Annotated in this window: 15 protein-coding genes and 1 riboswitch; of the genes, 3 read left to right on the forward strand and 12 right to left on the reverse strand. The window is 64.8% G+C overall.

Annotated elements, in window-relative coordinates; genetic code table 11:
- Nucleotides 1-63 precede the first annotated feature (63 nt).
- The 3 genes from ABMC89_RS07530 to trmB form a co-directional block, all read right to left on the reverse strand.
- Nucleotides 64-678, reverse strand: a complete 615-nt coding sequence (locus ABMC89_RS07530; protein ID WP_349566778.1) for a (d)CMP kinase — start codon at nt 676-678, stop codon at nt 64-66.
- Nucleotides 671-2,020: a 3-phosphoshikimate 1-carboxyvinyltransferase gene (gene aroA / locus ABMC89_RS07535; protein ID WP_349566780.1), complete on the reverse strand. Its 1,350-nt coding sequence runs from the start codon at nt 2,018-2,020 to the stop codon at nt 671-673. The genes ABMC89_RS07530 and aroA overlap by 8 nt, the downstream gene beginning before the upstream one ends.
- Nucleotides 2,021-2,501: 481 nt before the next feature.
- A complete protein-coding gene (gene trmB / locus ABMC89_RS07540; protein WP_349566782.1) occupies nt 2,502-3,203 on the reverse strand; it encodes a tRNA (guanine(46)-N(7))-methyltransferase TrmB in 702 nt (233 codons plus the stop codon).
- An 87-nt stretch (nt 3,204-3,290) separates the two neighbouring features.
- Between trmB and ABMC89_RS07545 the strand changes: the two genes are divergently transcribed.
- Nucleotides 3,291-4,040 (forward strand): response regulator, encoded by a 750-nt coding sequence (locus tag ABMC89_RS07545; protein ID WP_349566784.1) that lies wholly within the window; start codon nt 3,291-3,293, stop codon nt 4,038-4,040.
- Between the two features lie 273 nt (nt 4,041-4,313).
- Here ABMC89_RS07545 and metK read toward each other — a convergent pair whose 3' ends face one another.
- The 8 genes from metK to miaB all read right to left on the reverse strand — a co-directional run bounded on the left by metK (nt 4,314) and on the right by miaB (nt 12,218).
- Nucleotides 4,314-5,495: a methionine adenosyltransferase gene (gene metK / locus ABMC89_RS07550; RefSeq protein ID WP_349566786.1), complete on the reverse strand. Its 1,182-nt coding sequence runs from the start codon at nt 5,493-5,495 to the stop codon at nt 4,314-4,316.
- 5 nt (nt 5,496-5,500) lie between these two features.
- Nucleotides 5,501-5,551, reverse strand: a riboswitch (SAM-SAH riboswitch).
- A 32-nt stretch (nt 5,552-5,583) separates the two neighbouring features.
- A complete protein-coding gene (gene lnt / locus ABMC89_RS07555; protein WP_349566788.1) occupies nt 5,584-7,095 on the reverse strand; it encodes an apolipoprotein N-acyltransferase in 1,512 nt (503 codons plus the stop codon).
- Nucleotides 7,095-8,000: a hemolysin family protein gene (locus ABMC89_RS07560; protein ID WP_349566790.1), complete on the reverse strand. Its 906-nt coding sequence runs from the start codon at nt 7,998-8,000 to the stop codon at nt 7,095-7,097. The genes lnt and ABMC89_RS07560 overlap by 1 nt, the downstream gene beginning before the upstream one ends.
- Before the next feature lie 31 nt (nt 8,001-8,031).
- Nucleotides 8,032-8,559 (reverse strand): rRNA maturation RNase YbeY, encoded by a 528-nt coding sequence (ybeY, locus tag ABMC89_RS07565; protein ID WP_349566792.1) that lies wholly within the window; start codon nt 8,557-8,559, stop codon nt 8,032-8,034.
- A 7-nt stretch (nt 8,560-8,566) separates the two neighbouring features.
- Complete coding sequence (locus tag ABMC89_RS07570; RefSeq protein ID WP_349566794.1) at nt 8,567-9,595, reverse strand: PhoH family protein; 1,029 nt, start codon at nt 9,593-9,595, stop codon at nt 8,567-8,569.
- Nucleotides 9,596-9,731: 136 nt separating this feature from the next.
- A complete protein-coding gene (locus tag ABMC89_RS07575) occupies nt 9,732-10,052 on the reverse strand; it encodes a hypothetical protein (protein WP_349566796.1) in 321 nt (106 codons plus the stop codon).
- 11 nt (nt 10,053-10,063) lie between these two features.
- Nucleotides 10,064-10,639, reverse strand: coding sequence for an OmpA family protein (locus ABMC89_RS07580; protein WP_439655644.1), 576 nt, complete (start codon nt 10,637-10,639; stop codon nt 10,064-10,066).
- Nucleotides 10,640-10,898: 259 nt separating this feature from the next.
- A complete protein-coding gene (gene miaB, locus ABMC89_RS07585) occupies nt 10,899-12,218 on the reverse strand; it encodes a tRNA (N6-isopentenyl adenosine(37)-C2)-methylthiotransferase MiaB (protein ID WP_349566798.1) in 1,320 nt (439 codons plus the stop codon).
- A 123-nt stretch (nt 12,219-12,341) separates the two neighbouring features.
- On the opposite strand from miaB, the gene ABMC89_RS07590 reads away from it, so the two are divergent.
- Entirely contained in the window at nt 12,342-13,211 is an 870-nt protein-coding gene (locus tag ABMC89_RS07590) for a glycosyltransferase family protein (RefSeq protein WP_349568557.1), read from the forward strand.
- Between the two features lies 1 nt (nt 13,212).
- Here the strand turns inward: ABMC89_RS07590 and ABMC89_RS07595 are convergent, their stop codons facing one another.
- On the reverse strand, nt 13,213-13,563 hold the full coding sequence (locus ABMC89_RS07595; RefSeq protein ID WP_349566801.1) for a hypothetical protein: 351 nt from the start codon (nt 13,561-13,563) through the stop codon (nt 13,213-13,215).
- A gap of 89 nt (nt 13,564-13,652) precedes the next feature.
- On the opposite strand from ABMC89_RS07595, the gene ABMC89_RS07600 reads away from it, so the two are divergent.
- Nucleotides 13,653-14,768, forward strand: coding sequence for a THUMP domain-containing class I SAM-dependent RNA methyltransferase (locus tag ABMC89_RS07600; RefSeq protein WP_349566803.1), 1,116 nt, complete (start codon nt 13,653-13,655; stop codon nt 14,766-14,768).
- Nucleotides 14,769-14,795 lie beyond the last annotated feature (27 nt).

The raw sequence follows: 14,795 nt of genomic DNA on the forward strand, positions 1-14,795 counted from the left end.
CCGTTGGAACAGGCACCGCAGAACGCGATCCCATCGCTTACACCGTGCGATCCGCAGACCGCGCTAGAGGCGCAGGCCGATCGCGTCGATGGCAGCGGCGACCGCCTGTTCTATCGTCATATCGGAGGTGTCGATCAACACGGCGTCATCCGCCGGGCGCAAGGGTGCGTGGGCGCGGGCCATGTCGCGCGCGTCGCGGGCTTCGACATCCGCAAGCACCTGCGCAAAAGTCTCGTCGCTGCCCTTGCCGCGCAGTTCCTCGAACCGCCTGCGCGCGCGGACCTCGGCACTGGCGGTCACGAACAGCTTGGCCGCCGCGTCAGGACAGATCACAGTGCCGATATCGCGCCCGTCCAGCACCGCGCCGCCCGGACGCTCCGCAAAACTGCGCTGGAAGGCGACCAGTGCGGCGCGCACCGCTTCGATTGCGGCAACCTTGCTTGCGGCCTCGGCAACCGCCGAGCTTCGCAGGTTCGAGGCTTCCAGATCAGCGGGAACCAGAGCGGATGCAGCGGCCTCTGCCTCCTGACCGGCAAGAACTTTCGCGCCCACGGCGCGGTACAGAAGACCGGTATCAAGATGGGCGAAACCGAAATGCGCGGCCACGGCTTTCGATACCGTTCCCTTGCCCGCTGCTGCGGGCCCGTCGATGGCAACCGTGAATACCCGCTCAGACATCGCGCGTGATATCCGCGCCAAGAGCCGCCATCAGCGGCTCGAAAATCGGGAAGGAGGTCGCGATCGGTCCGCCATCGTCAACCCGCACCGGCGCATTCGCCGCCATCCCGAGGATCAGGAACGACATGGCGATGCGGTGGTCCAGAAAACTTCGGCACAAACCGCCCCCCGGCACGGCGCCGTGGCCCGCGCCGGTCACTGTCCACCAGTCCGGCCCGTCCTCTACGGTGATCCCGTTCGCCCGCAGACCCTGCGCCATCGCTTCGATCCGGTCGCTTTCCTTGACGCGCAGCTCCTTGACGCCGCGCATGACGGTCTGTCCTGTCGCGAAGGCCGCAACCACGCTCAGGACGGGGTATTCGTCGATCATCGACGCTGCCCTTTCGGGGGGCACCTCGATCCCCTTCATGTCGGGGGAAAACCGCGCGCGCAGGTCTGCCACGGGTTCGCCGCCTTCCTCGCGCTCGTTCTCATAGGTCAGGTCGGCGCCCATCTCGCGCAGCGTCGTGAAAAGACCGGCTCGCGTGGGGTTCAGCCCGATCCCGGGGACCAGCACATCCGATCCGGGCACGACAAGCGCCGCACAGACCGGAAACGCCGCCGAAGACGGATCGCGCGGCACCTCAATGTGCTGTGGGGTCAGTTCCGGCTGGCCGGTCAGGGTGATCTCGCGCCCCGCGTCGGTGTCGCGCACGGAAATCTCTGCCCCGAACCCCGCCAGCATCCGTTCGGTATGGTCGCGGGTCGCCTCACGCTCGACCACAACGGTCTGGCCGGGCGCGTTCAGCCCCGCCAGCAAAACGGCGGATTTGACCTGCGCCGAAGGCACCGGCACGTCGTAGCGGACGGGCTGCGGGTCGCGTGCGCCCACCAGCGTCATCGGCAACCTGCCGCCGCTGCGTCCCACGGCCTGACAGCCGAACAGGGCCAGCGGATCGGTCACCCGCGCCATGGGCCGGCCATTCAGGCTGGCATCCCCCGAAAATGTCGCCGTGATCGGCTGGGTGGCCATCGCCCCCATGATCAACCGCACGCCGGTGCCGGAGTTGCCGCAATCGATTACCGTCGAAGGTTCGGCAAAGCCGCCGACACCGACGCCCTGTACCGACCAGCGCCCGCCGCCGTGGTCTGTCACCTCGGCCCCGAAATCGCGCATCGCCTGCGCGGTATCCAGAACATCCTGTCCTTCAAGAAGACCGGTGATCGTCGTTTCCCCGACGCACATCGCACCCAGGATCAGCGACCGGTGCGAGATCGACTTGTCCCCCGGCACATTCGCCGTGCCGGACAACGGACCGCAGGCCGATGATTTCATTGGAATCGGATCACCGTGACCTGACATGCGTATCCCCTTCAGCAATTCCACAGCGGTTCTAGCCGAGGCTCCCGCGCAGGTCCATGCCCGCCATCGCCTCCCGCGCCGCTTCTCTTCTGGCCATGAATACTCGGGGGGAAAAGACCGTCAGAGCGCGTCGCCGGCAACACGTTCAGCGGCATCGGTGCCTATACACGGCAAGCCCTCTCGCCGGTTGGCCTCCTGCGCTACGCGGCTTTCACCGCATACGCACGCAGTCCGCGTTTCACGTCCCGGCCATCGCGCGGGCCGGTCCACCGGATCAATGTCGTGGCGGTTCAGCACCGCTGCGGCATCACCCTAGTCACCGCTTCTTATGGCAAAAAGAAACGTCACCATCGCGAGGCCACGATACCGCTCAGCGCCCCAACAGCACTGTGAGCGAGGGTATGAAAAGGGGCATGCGGCTCAGAAAACCGCGAGACAATTGTACCCAAGCACGCTCCGCGAAGATCGCGTTCGAGAAAATCTAGGCCTTGCGGAAGGTCAGGTAATGCGGCGTGCGGCCCTCGCGCAGCGCCTTCATCTCGTAGCGCGTGGACTGCCAGTCCTCCCAGGGGGTGCGCCAGTCGGCGGGACGCTCTGCCAGCCATTCGAAGCCATGGCGCGGTACCTGCTCAAGCGTTTGCCGGACGTAATCCTCGATATCGGTGGCGATGCGCAGGATCGCGCCTTGTTTCATCACGCGGTTGAGCGGCGCGAGATGTTCGGGCGTGACGAAACGGCGCCGGTGGTGACGGGCCTTGGGCCATGGATCCGGGTAGAGCAGGAAGGCCCGCGCGATCGACGCTTCGGGGAGCACATCGAACAGATCGCGCGCGTCGCCGGGATGCACGCGGATATTGTCGACACCCGCCTTGCGGATCTTGCCCAGCAGCATGGCCACGCCGTTGATATAGGGTTCACAGCCGATGATCCCGACGTCAGGGTTGCCCTGCGCCTGATGGACCATATGCTCGCCCCCGCCAAAGCCGATTTCGAGCCAGCACTCACGCCCGCCCCACATCTCTTGCAGGTCCAGCGGCCTGCGGTCCGGGTTTGAATCCCAATCCACCGCTCCGGGGGAAAGGGCGGATAAATCCTCTGACAGGTAGGTCTCTTGCGACTGCTTGAGATTGTGGCCCTTGAGGCGGCCGTAAAAATTACGGCGGGGTCTTTGCGGTGTGCTCATGGGCGGGGCTTTACCGTCCCGCGCGCCGCGCCGCAATAACCTGTTGTTAACAGACCGGCGCATAGTCTGGCACGAAAGGAGTGCGAGATGAGCCTGTTCCAGACCCCGAGCCCGACACCGCGACAGGCCGCCGAAGGCCTGCCCGATATAGCCCGCGTGCTGGTCGTGGAGGACCAGCGCTTTGACCGGATGCGTATCCTGCGCATGTGCCGCGCGCTGGATCTCAGGACCGAATTGACCGAGGCATCGACCCTTGCGGGAATGGTGCAACAACTGGGCAGACAGCGCTTTGATCTGGTGCTGCTGGATTACCACCTTCCCGACGGGACCGGCCTGCAAGGTGTGGAAATGATCCGCGAGGATTTCATCAATCGCCATGCGGCGACCGTGATGATCACCGGCACCACCGAAACACGGATCGCGGGCGAAGCGTTGAAACTGGGGTTCAGTGACTACGTGACCAAGGAAGAACTCTCTGCCCGGACGCTGCGCCGGGCGATGATCTCGGCGTTGCAGAAATCGGGGCTGGTCACCGGGCTTGAGAGCACGGGCACAGCCATGCGCGAAACCCACGCCACGCTGCACCGGTTTTCACGGGAGTGTGCGGGAGAGATAAAGCCCATCGTAAGCCGCATGATGCGCCAGCTGCGCGAGATCAAGCACGGCCCGCCGGAAGCCTCGCGCAGCCGTGTGGAAGAGCTGGAGGCGTCTTGCGACCGGCTGTGGAGCTTCCTTGAGGATCTGCAAAACTTCGGAGACGTCGCCGCGCGACCATCCGTGCGTCCCCGGTCGCAAGCGCCGCGCCCGCCGTCTCCTTTCACGCGCCGGATGAACTGAGACAGAGCCGTGAGGTTTCGCCGCTGCGCATATTCGCTGGCGGGAACGCGCGAGGCGACAGCGGGATTGAGTTTAATGGCAAAATGGAGTTGCGGTCTCGCACTGTCGTAAACGCTGTGCAGTGGCGCAGGCGGCGGAGAGCGGGCCGCGCGACAGGCGCGAGGCAACCGGTGCTACGCGTCCGAAGCGCTTTAAGTGTAGCGACGTTGGGAAACGCGAAAGGGCCGCCCTTTCGACGACCCTTTTTGTTTTTCGGACATCGGGGGAAAGGCCTCAGACGGCGGCCTTGAGCTTTTCCGCGAGGTCGGTGCGTTCCCAGCTGAAGCCACCGTCGGCTTCGGGCGCGCGCCCGAAATGGCCGTAGGCGGCGGTGCGCGCGTAGATCGGTTTGTTCAGCTGCAGGTGCTCGCGGATGCCACGGGGGCTGAGATCCATGCAGGCGCGGATCGCGCGTTCGATTGCGTCCTCTTCCACTTGGCCCGTGCCGTAGGTATCGCAGTAGATCGACAGCGGCTTGCTGACCCCGATCGCGTAGCTGAGCTGGATCGAGCATTTGCTGGCCATGCCCGAGGCGACCACGTTCTTGGCCAGATAGCGCGCGGCGTAGGCCGCCGAGCGGTCCACCTTGGTCGGATCCTTGCCCGAAAACGCACCGCCCCCGTGCGGGGCCGCACCACCGTAGGTGTCCACGATAATCTTGCGCCCGGTCAGGCCCGCGTCCCCGTCGGGGCCACCGATCACGAAGGTCCCTGTCGGGTTGACCCACCATTCGGTGTCTTCGGTGATCCAGCCCTCGGGCAGGACTTCGCGGATATAGGGTTCGACGATATCGCGGATATCGGCGCTGGTCTGGCGTTCCTCGGCGTGCTGGGTAGACAGCACGATGGAGCTGACGCCAACCGGGCGCCCGTTCTCGTAGCGCACGGACAGCTGCGATTTCGCATCGGGGCGCAGCGTCGGTTCGGTGCCGTCCTTGCGCACCTCGGCAAGCCGGCGCAGGATCGCGTGGGCGTAGTGGATGGGCGCCGGCATCAGCTCAGGTGTTTCTTTGGTGGCAAAGCCGAACATGATGCCCTGATCGCCCGCGCCTTCCTCCTTGTCGCCGGCCGAATTCACGCCCTGCGCGATATGCGCGGATTGCTCGTGCAGCAGGTTGGTGATCTCGCAGGTGGCGTGGTGGAACTTCTCCTGCTCGTAGCCGATATCCTTGATGCAGGCGCGCGCGATATCCTCGATCCGGCCCATGTAATCGGCCAGCTTTTCGCGGTCGGACAGACCGACCTCGCCGCCGATGACAACACGGTTGGTGGTCGCGAATGTTTCCGCTGCCACGCGGGCCTCCGGTTCTTCGGCGAGGAAGGCATCGAGAACGGCGTCACTGATCCGGTCGCAGACCTTGTCAGGATGGCCCTCGGAAACCGATTCCGAGGTGAACACGTAGGATTGCCGGGTCATGAGATTGCTCCACTGAAATATCAAAGCGCCACGTCAGGAAGCCGTTGCGGCGCGCATTAGGGCTGCGTAAGCGGCTGCGCGCGAAGGGTCAATCCCCATTCTGAGGGTTTGTCTGACCGGAGGCCGCGCACAGGCGCAGGCTGCCCACCCCGAGCGAAAGCACCAGAAAGACGGCCAAAGGCAGATCGCCGGTGCGGCTGTAGAGCGTGGCGGGCAAGGGCGCGGGCAAGGCTGCGTCGATGAACCCCGCCTGCCCCAGCGGGATCTGGGCCCGCAGCCGCCCGTGCGGGTCGATCATGGCGGAGATACCGGTGTTGGCCGCGCGGACCACCGGCAGCCCCTGTTCGATGGCACGCATCCGCGTCTGGGCCAGATGCTGCTGAGGCCCGGCGTAGCGCCCGAACCACGCGTCATTCGTCGCGTGCAGGATATACTCGGCGCGACCGGAAGCCGCGCGCAGATCACGGGGAAACACCGCCTCGTAGCAGATCAGCGGCATTGCGCGCCCCAGCGGCCCCAGATCCAGAATGCGCGGCCCCGGCCCCGCGGAAAATCCCGCCCCGTGTTGCGGCGCGAGACCGTAGAAGCCGAAACGCGCAGCGAAACCGCCCATCGGCACGTATTCACCGAACGGGACCAGATGGTGCTTGTCGTAGGTTTGAGTCACGGCCCCGGCGCTGTCGAGCGAGACCAATGTGTTGAAATACCTCTGTCCCTCGGCCCTCTGCACGCCGAGCATGACCGGCACACCGCCTGCCGCTGCCGCGATTTCTTCCAGCACCGGGCCGGCGCGGTCGAGCCGCCACGGGATCGCCGTTTCGGGCCAGAGGATCGCGTCAGGGGCCGGTCCCGTGCTCGCGGCCGCCGTCAGGTCCAGTTGGCGGGCGTAGAAGACGGGGATCATATCGGGATCCCACTTGAGATGCTGCGCCGCGTTGGGCTGGATGATCCGCCATGTGAGGTCAGTCAGTTGCGCGGGGCCTGCAATCGGCGGTAGCCACAACACGACCCCGGCACCGACCGCGACAGCCAATCGCCCGGCAAGTGCGGCGACATGTCGCTTCGGTTCGGCCACGGCGACAGCGGCTGCAACGATCAGAAGGGTCAGCCCGTAGGGACCGACCCATGCCAGCGCCTGCCCCGCGACGCTATCGACGGTCGCCTGAGAGAACATCGCCCACGGAAACCCGGTAAAGATATAACCACGCAGCAGTTCGGCCGCAGGCAGGGTGAGGATCAGCGGCCATGTGCGGTGCGACATCCGCCGCGCGGCCCAGAAGGCGAGCGCCCAGAACAGCCCGCCCCCCGCCGCCATGAGCACCACCGCGAAAGGGGCCATCCATCCGTGCCGTGCGATATCGACCAGAAAGGGTGAAACGATCCAATGCAGCGAAACGGCGAAATATCCCGCCCCGAAGGCCCAGCCATAGAGCGTGGCCGCCTTGGCGCTGCGCGCCGACGCGTAGAACCAGAAGGCCCCCACCAGCGCCGCGAACATCACCAGCGGCATATCGAACGGGGCCTGACCGAATGCCGTCAGACCGCCGAGGGCCGCCGCGATCCCCAGCGCCCGGGCCCAGGCCCGTCGGCGTGCATTCATCACACGGACCCGTTCAGCCGCACGCGCAGACGCTTGATCCGTCGCGGATCGGCGTCGATCACCTCGAATTCGGGGCCATCGGGATGCACGACCACCTCGCCCCGCGCGGGAACGGTGCCCGACAGCATGAAGACAAGCCCGCCAAGGGTGTCGATCTCTTCCTCGTCCACGTCGTCGTGATCGGTCAGCGACTGGCCGATCATCTCTTCGAAATCGGCGAGCGGCGTTTTGGCAAGCGCAAGATACTGCCCCGGCTTTTCCTCGGTCCAGAGCTGGTCTTCGTCGACGTCGTGTTCGTCCTCGATCTGGCCGATAACCTGTTCGATCAGGTCCTCGATGGTCACCAGACCGTCGACACCACCGTATTCGTCGATCACCAGCGCCATGTGGCGGCGCTCGGCCTGCATCTTGGTCAGCAGAACCCCGATTGTCATCGACGGCGGCACATAGACCAGCGGGCGCAGCATCTCGGCAAGGTTGAAGTTGCGCGGCTTGCCGTTGAAGCCGTGGTTCAGCGCCAGATCCTTCAGGTGGGCCATCCCCACGGGCGTGTCGAGTGTTCCGTCATAGACCGGCAGACGGGTCATCCCGCTTTCCTTGAAGACCGCGACCAGTTCGTCCATGTCGGCGGTCACCGGCACGGCGACGATATCGGCCTTCGGGATCATCACGTCATCCACCCGCATCCGGCGCAGATTTCCCATGCCGGTCATACCCCGGTCGGGCGCCGTGATGACCCCGGAATAATCAGGGGTGTTGTCTGTGGGACTGAGTGCCTCGATCACACGGCTGAAAAAGCCGCTGCGCGTGCTGTCGTCGGTCTCTTGCGCAAGCAAGGTCGTGTCGGGGGAGGTCTGTGCCTGCGCGCCATGCGCCGCGCCAGAAGATCCGTCTGTGTCGCCCATTGGGTCCTGTCTTTGATGTGCCGCGATCCCGTCAGGAGGCGGCGTCCGTTAAACGTTCGTCATTATATGGGTCATCGACGCCCAGATTGCCAAGAATTTCGACCTCAAGACGCTCCATAAGCGCCGCATCGCCATCGGTTATGTGATCATACCCCAACAAATGCAGTGTTCCGTGAACGATAAGGTGCGTCAGGTGGTCCGCAAAGGGCTTGCCCGATTCGGTCGCCTCGCGCTGACAAGTCTGGAAACTCAGCGCGATATCGCCAAGTTCGATCATGCCATCGAACCCCTGTTGCGGCAACGGCGGAGCGGCCCCTGCCGCGACGGGCGCAAGCGGCTGGGCGGGCCAGCTCAGCACGTTGGTCGGCTGCGCCTTGCCGCGAAACTCGACGTTCAGCTCGGCGATGCGCGCGTCGTCGCAGCCCATCAGCGTGACTTCGCAGTCCTGCGGGTCGAGCCCCATGTGCTCAAGCGTGGCGGACACGGCGCGCGCGCCGAGAACCGGCAGCGCGACGCTCTCCCAGGCGGCATCCTCAAGCAGGATATCGAGCGTGTCCATCACGCGCTCACCCGTCCCGTCGGGTGTCGCGCTCGGCTTCGGCCTCGTAGGCTTCGATGATTGCCGCAACCAGCGGGTGGCGCACAACGTCCTTGGAGGTAAAATAGTTGAAGCTGATCTTGGGGATATGCTTCAGCAGGCGTTCGGCGTCCGCCAGCCCCGATGCCTGCCCGCGCGGCAGGTCGATCTGGGTCCGGTCCCCGGTGATGACCATGCGCGACCCCTCGCCCAGACGGGTCAGGAACATCTTCATCTGCATGGTCGTCGCGTTCTGCGCCTCGTCCAGCACCACGAAGGCATTGCTCAGCGTGCGCCCGCGCATGAACGCCAGTGGCGCAATCTCGATCGTCTTTTCCTCGCGCAGCTTCGCAAGCTGCTTGCCCGGCAGAAAATCGTTCAGCGCGTCGTAGAGCGGCTGCATGTAGGGATCGACCTTCTCGTCCTGCGTACCGGGCAGAAAGCCGAGCTTTTCACCCGCTTCCACGGCGGGGCGGCTGAGGATGATCTTGTCGACCTTGCCGGACAGAAACATCGACACGCCGACGGCAACCGCAAGATAGGTCTTGCCGGTTCCCGCGGGCCCGATGCCAAAGGCCATCTCGTGCTCGAACAGCGCCTGCACATAGGCCTTCTGCGCGGCGGTGCGCGGCTCGACCCGTTTCTTGCGGGTCTGGATCTCGATCCCGTGGTTGATCGGCATTTCGATCTGGTCGCCGTCGCGCACGCCCGTATCAACGGCGGAGTTGCCCATGCGCAGGATCATGTCCACATCCGCAGGCTCGACACTGCGCCCGCCTTCGAGACGCGCGTAAAGCGCGTTGAGGATGGCGGCGCCGCGCTCGGTCGCTCCGGCCTCGCCATGCAGGCTCAGCTGGTTGCCACGCCGCACGATCTGGATGCCCAGCGCCTTTTCCACGGCGGCAAGGTGCTGGTCGTAGGGACCGCACAGGTCGATCAGAAGACGATTGTCTGGCAGGTCGAGGACCTGAGCGGGGGCGGCGGTATCAGGAAGGGTCACGGCGTCGGATGCGGGCAAGAGCAGCTCCTTTCAGCGGGCTTGAAATACCAGATAGGATACGCAGTGGCCAAGGGCCAGAGGCGGGCAGACAAAAAGGGCCGGAGCGTTGCCCGCTCCGGCCCTTTCTGGATGGATGTGTATGACTGGATCAAGATCAGTTCGGATCCTTGACGTTCGATCCGCCCTTGAAGTCGCCGGCGGTATAGGTCGGTTGCGCCACGCCCGAGCAAACGGGCTTGCCGTATTTGTCGAGCCGCTGGGAAAGATACCCTTCGACGCCATCGTCGATGATCCAGTGGTCACAGCCGTTCGGATCGACCCAGATCCCCGCCTGAAGCTGGCTGAGATGTTTCTTGTCGAAGCCCCGGTCCACCGTCTTGTCCGCGGGATAACCGCCTCCGATGCCTTCGTAGTCGGCGCAGGCGGCCAGTCCGAGGGCGCAGGTGGCGAGCAGAATGATTTTTGCTTTTGTCACGATAACTTCCCTCAGCGGATGCAGATGATTTCGACGCGGCGGTTCTTGGCCATGCCGGCGGCGGTGTTGTTGGAGGCCGCGGGCTGGCGTTCGCCATAGCCGCGCACATCGGCGATCCGCGCTCCGGAGGCTTGCGCGACCTTGGCGACCGCATTGGCGCGGTTCAGCGACAGGCGCATGTTATAGGCGTCCGACGCGCGGCTGTCGGTGTGACCGGTAATGATATAGCTCAGCGCGTTGGCCTCGCGGAAGAAGTCGCGCAGACGCGCCTGGCCGGATTTCGACACCCGGTAGCTGTCGGTCGCAAAGAACTGGTCGGTGGGCATCACACCGCAGACGTTGCCACGGCGGCAGACAGGTATGCCCTGACGGCTTACGTGTGGCGTCATGTAGCCTTCGGCGCCGTCGTCCATGACCCAGTGCTCGCACCCGTCGGGATCGACCCAGATGGTCGGAATATACTGGCCCTTGTCGCGGCCCTGTTGTGATCTTGTCTGCGCGTCGGCGGCACCTGCCTGAAGGGCGACAGCCGCGACCAACGCGGCCCCCGCAACCCGACGCAGCGCGGTCAGAAGTGTGTGTGCCACAGCTCTCGTCCTCATGTTGTTCCACAAAGGGACGCAAGCGGCAAAATACGGACCGATCCAGCGCACCCTTACTTGTTGCAGGTTAGGCAACAATTGCCTCTGAGGAAAGAACAATGTGGCAGATATGGTGGGTGAAAACGACTTTAGCGCTAATTCCAGCGTCCGAAACCGCGAAAACACCCTCTGAGGTTGCGCGATGTCCTCCGCTCCGCCGAGAAGGGCCCGCACTGCTTCGCACGGCAACCCGCGCCCGCAGCCCTCAGCGCCTTTCGCGCGCCGTCAGGGAGTTTGTCATCGCCGCCGTGATCCGCACCGGCACCAGATCACCGATTGCAGCCGTTGCATCGTCGATATGCACCGCGTGGAGGTATTCGGATTTGCCGACCATCTGCCCTGCTTCGCGGCCCTTCTTTTCGACCAGAACGGTCAGATCCCGGCCCACCATCGATTGCTGGATCTCGCGCTGCTGGCGGGTGATCAGCGCCTGAAGCCGCTGCAACCGGTCATCGGCCTCGGCGGGATCGACCTGCGGGCGTTCTGCGGCGGGTGTGCCGGGCCGGGTGGAGTACTTGAAGCTGTAGGCATAGCCGTAGCGGATCTGCTCGACCAGATCGAGCGTCGCCTGGAAATCGGCCTCGGTCTCTTCCGGGAAGCCGACGATGAAATCGCCGGACATCACGATATCGGGGCGCGCGTCGCGGATGCGCTCGATCAGGCGCAGATAGCTTTCGGCGGTATGGCTGCGGTTCATCCGCTTGAGGATCCGGTCAGACCCCGACTGCACCGGCAGATGCAGGTAGGGCATCAGCTTGTCGGTGTCGGCATGGGCTGCGATCAGGTCGTCGTCCATGTCGTTCGGGTGCGAGGTGGTATAGCGGATCCGCTCCAACCCGTCGATTTTCGCCAGCGCCCGCACCAGTTGCGCGAGGGTCATTCCGCCGTGATAGGCATTCACGTTCTGCCCCAGCAGGGTGACTTCGCGCACCCCACGCTCGACCAGTTCGCGCGCTTCGGTCAGCACACGTTCGGCGGGGCGCGACACCTCGGCCCCGCGGGTGTAGGGCACCACGCAGAAGGCGCAGAACTTGTCGCAACCCTCCTGTACGGTCAGGAACGCCGCAGGCGCACGGCGGGCCGCCTGTCCGCGCCCCTTGAGATGGGCGAATTTGTCCTCCTCGGGGAAATCCGTATCCAGCGCACGGCCCCCGCCCTGCAGCACGGCCTCCATCGCGGGCAGCCGGTGATAGCTTTGCGGGCCGACCACCAGATCGACAGCGGGCTGGCGGCGCATGATCTCGGCGCCTTCGGCCTGCGCAACGCATCCCGCCACGCCGATCTTGAGATCAGGCTTCGCGGTCTTCAGCTTCTTCATGCGGCCCAGTTCGGAATACACCTTCTCGGCGGCTTTTTCGCGGATGTGGCAGGTGTTGAGCAGGATCATATCCGCATCCTCTGCCCGCTCGGTCAGCGCGTATCCCTCAAGGCTCTCGGCCATGCGTTCACTGTCGTAGACGTTCATCTGGCAGCCGTAGGTCTTGATGAAGAGCTTCTTTTGCGGGTCTGGCGAGGGGCGTGACATGGGCGGGTGCTCCGGAAAGGGGGCGGTAAAGGGGATGCGCTGCGCCTATCAGCGGCACGGCGATCTTGCAATGCACGCCGATTTAACCGATTCTGTCGGAAAACCGAACCCATGCAGGCACCCATGCGCTACGCTACGCTTGACTCATTCATCGCAGACCAGAAGACGGCCCTGAAAAAAGGCCCGATTGCCATGGTGTTCGTCGAGGACGATGTCGAGATCGATACCACCCTGCGGCACCATATCCAGTCCGGATTCAGGCACGTCATCGCCTTTATGCCCGCCCCTTTCGATCTGCCGCGCGACTTGCAGGCAACGGTTTTTCGCGTCGATTATGACACCTCGGCCGACGCGGCGACCCAGACAGCGGTCAACACGATGATCAAGGCCGTGCCGGGACAGTGGATGTATTACTGCTATAACGCGGAGTATCTGTTCTTCCCCTTCTGCGAGACACGCACGATCGGGGAAATGCTGGCCTTCCACACCGAAGAGCGGCGTGATGCCATGCTGACCTATATCGTGGATCTCTACGCCGACGATCTGGACCGGTATCCGGGCGCCGTTTCGCTGGACGCCGCACATCTGGACCGTTCAGGATATTACGCGCTGGCGCGCCCGGACGCAGACAAGCACGGCCACCCCAAGGAACGGCAGCTGGATTTTTTCGGCGGCCTGCGCTGGCGGTTCGAAGAACACGTCCCCCCTGCCCGCCGCAAGATCGACCGGATCGCCATTTTCCGCGCCCGCCCCGGGCTGGCGCTGCGCGACGATCACACCTTCTCGGACGAGGAATACAATACCTACGCCTGCCCGTGGCATCACAACATCACGGCGACAATCTGCTCTTTCCGGACGGCGAAAGCGCTGAAAAGCAATCCGGGCAGCCGGTATGATATCGACACCTTCACGTGGCACAATTCGGCCCCGTTCGAATGGCATTCCCGGCAATTGCTGGATCTGGGCCTGATGGAGCCCGGGCAATGGTTCTGACCTAACCGCCGGTGCCGCGATTGACCTTTACCCGGCTCTGCGGCAGCGCGTTGGCAGGTGGTGCGGACTGAACGGTCTCGCCGATCCCGATCTGCTCCAGCGCCTGCGGCGCGTGCGTTTCGGCCTCTGCCATCTCGACGTCCCTTTGCGGCGGCTCGCGCCCGGTGGCGGCGGATACGGCGGAAATCGCCACCTCCTCGACCGCGCTGCGAAAGGCTGGGTCAAGCCGCAGCAGCGCGACAAAGCACAATGCCAGCCCGAAACCGATGATCCGGCCGGCGATCCACGCCTTGCGGGCGCGCGACCTGCGGCTGATCAGCCGCTCCTCGCGGTATGTCTGTGCGAAACTCATGCCCGAACGTTGCACGCGAAAGCGGCGAAAGTGGGGCCCGCTCGGAAATACCGCTCGCACAGGAGCCATGCAGCGACTATCCCCGCCCCATGGATCAGGATTTCGAAATTTTCCTCGCGACGGTGCCGGGGCTGGAAGACATGCTCGCCGCCGAGGCCGCGGAGCGGGGCTTTGCCGATGTCGCAGCGGTTCCGGGCGGCGTGACCTGTCGGGGCGACTGGCCCGAGGTCTGGCGCGCGAACCTGCAACTGCGCGGCGCCACGCGGGTGCTGGCGCGGATCGGTGGCTTCATGGCCTTCCACCTTGCACAGCTGGACAAGCGCAGCCGCAAGTTTCCTTTTGCGGATATCCTGCGCACGGATGTTCCCCTGCGCGTTCAGGTCACCACCAAGGCATCCAAGATCTATCACGCCAAGGCCGCCCAGCAGCGTGTGGAAACCGCGCTGACCGACACCCATGGCCTGACCCTCGACCCCGAGGCGACGCTGGTCCTGAAGGTGCGGATCGACGACAATGCCGTGCAGTTCAGCATCGACACCTCGGGCGAGAGCCTGCACAAACGCGGCCACAAGCTCGCCGTTGGCAAGGCCCCGATGCGCGAGACGCTGGCCGCGCTGATGCTGCGGCGCGCGGGCTATACCGGTGCGGAGCCCCTGGTCGATCCGATGTGCGGGTCGGGCACCTTCCCCATCGAGGCGGCTGAAATGGCAGCCGGGCTCTGGCCCGGGCGCAGCCGCTCTTTCGCCTTCGAGAGCTTGGCAAGCTTCGACGCGGAGGCCTTTGCCGCGCTGAAATCGCAGATGCCCGAAGCCCCTGCCGGCGCCCTGCCGCTTTGCCATGGATCCGACCGCGACGCGGGCGCCATCAGGATGAGCACCGACAACGCCGAGCGCGCGGGCGTGGCGGACCTTGCGCGGTTCACGATGGCCCCCGCCAGCGATCTCGCACCGCCCGAAGGGCCCGCCGGGCTGGTTATCGTCAATCCCCCCTACGGCGCGCGCATCGGCAACAAGAAACCGCTTTACGCACTCTACGGCACCTTGGGCGAGACATTGAAGTCGCGGTTTTCGGGCTGGCGCGTGGCGCTGGTCACATCCGATCCGGCACTGGCGAAAACCACCGGGCTACCGTTCGGCCCGCAGGGTCCGGCCATTGCGCACGGCGGCCTTAAGGTCTGGCTGTGGCAAACGGGCCCTCTGCGCTGAACATACGCCATTGCCGCCCCCGCGACG

This window comes from Sulfitobacter sp. HNIBRBA3233 (assembly GCF_040149665.1).
In the GTDB taxonomy this organism is placed as follows: Bacteria; Pseudomonadota; Alphaproteobacteria; order Rhodobacterales; family Rhodobacteraceae; genus Sulfitobacter; species Sulfitobacter marinivivus.

Coding starts and splice junctions, on each gene's coding strand:
- ABMC89_RS07530 (WP_349566778.1), bottom strand. CDS start 678: ATGTCTGAGCGGGTATTCACGGTTGCCATCGACGGGCCCGCAGCAGCG.
- aroA (WP_349566780.1), bottom strand. CDS start 2,020: ATGTCAGGTCACGGTGATCCGATTCCAATGAAATCATCGGCCTGCGGT.
- trmB (WP_349566782.1), bottom strand. CDS start 3,203: ATGAGCACACCGCAAAGACCCCGCCGTAATTTTTACGGCCGCCTCAAG.
- ABMC89_RS07545 (WP_349566784.1), top strand. CDS start 3,291: ATGAGCCTGTTCCAGACCCCGAGCCCGACACCGCGACAGGCCGCCGAA.
- metK (WP_349566786.1), bottom strand. CDS start 5,495: ATGACCCGGCAATCCTACGTGTTCACCTCGGAATCGGTTTCCGAGGGC.
- lnt (WP_349566788.1), bottom strand. CDS start 7,095: ATGAATGCACGCCGACGGGCCTGGGCCCGGGCGCTGGGGATCGCGGCG.
- ABMC89_RS07560 (WP_349566790.1), bottom strand. CDS start 8,000: ATGGGCGACACAGACGGATCTTCTGGCGCGGCGCATGGCGCGCAGGCA.
- ybeY (WP_349566792.1), bottom strand. CDS start 8,559: ATGGACACGCTCGATATCCTGCTTGAGGATGCCGCCTGGGAGAGCGTC.
- miaB (WP_349566798.1), bottom strand. CDS start 12,218: ATGTCACGCCCCTCGCCAGACCCGCAAAAGAAGCTCTTCATCAAGACC.
- ABMC89_RS07590 (WP_349568557.1), top strand. CDS start 12,342: ATGCGCTACGCTACGCTTGACTCATTCATCGCAGACCAGAAGACGGCC.
- ABMC89_RS07595 (WP_349566801.1), bottom strand. CDS start 13,563: ATGAGTTTCGCACAGACATACCGCGAGGAGCGGCTGATCAGCCGCAGG.
- ABMC89_RS07600 (WP_349566803.1), top strand. CDS start 13,653: ATGGATCAGGATTTCGAAATTTTCCTCGCGACGGTGCCGGGGCTGGAA.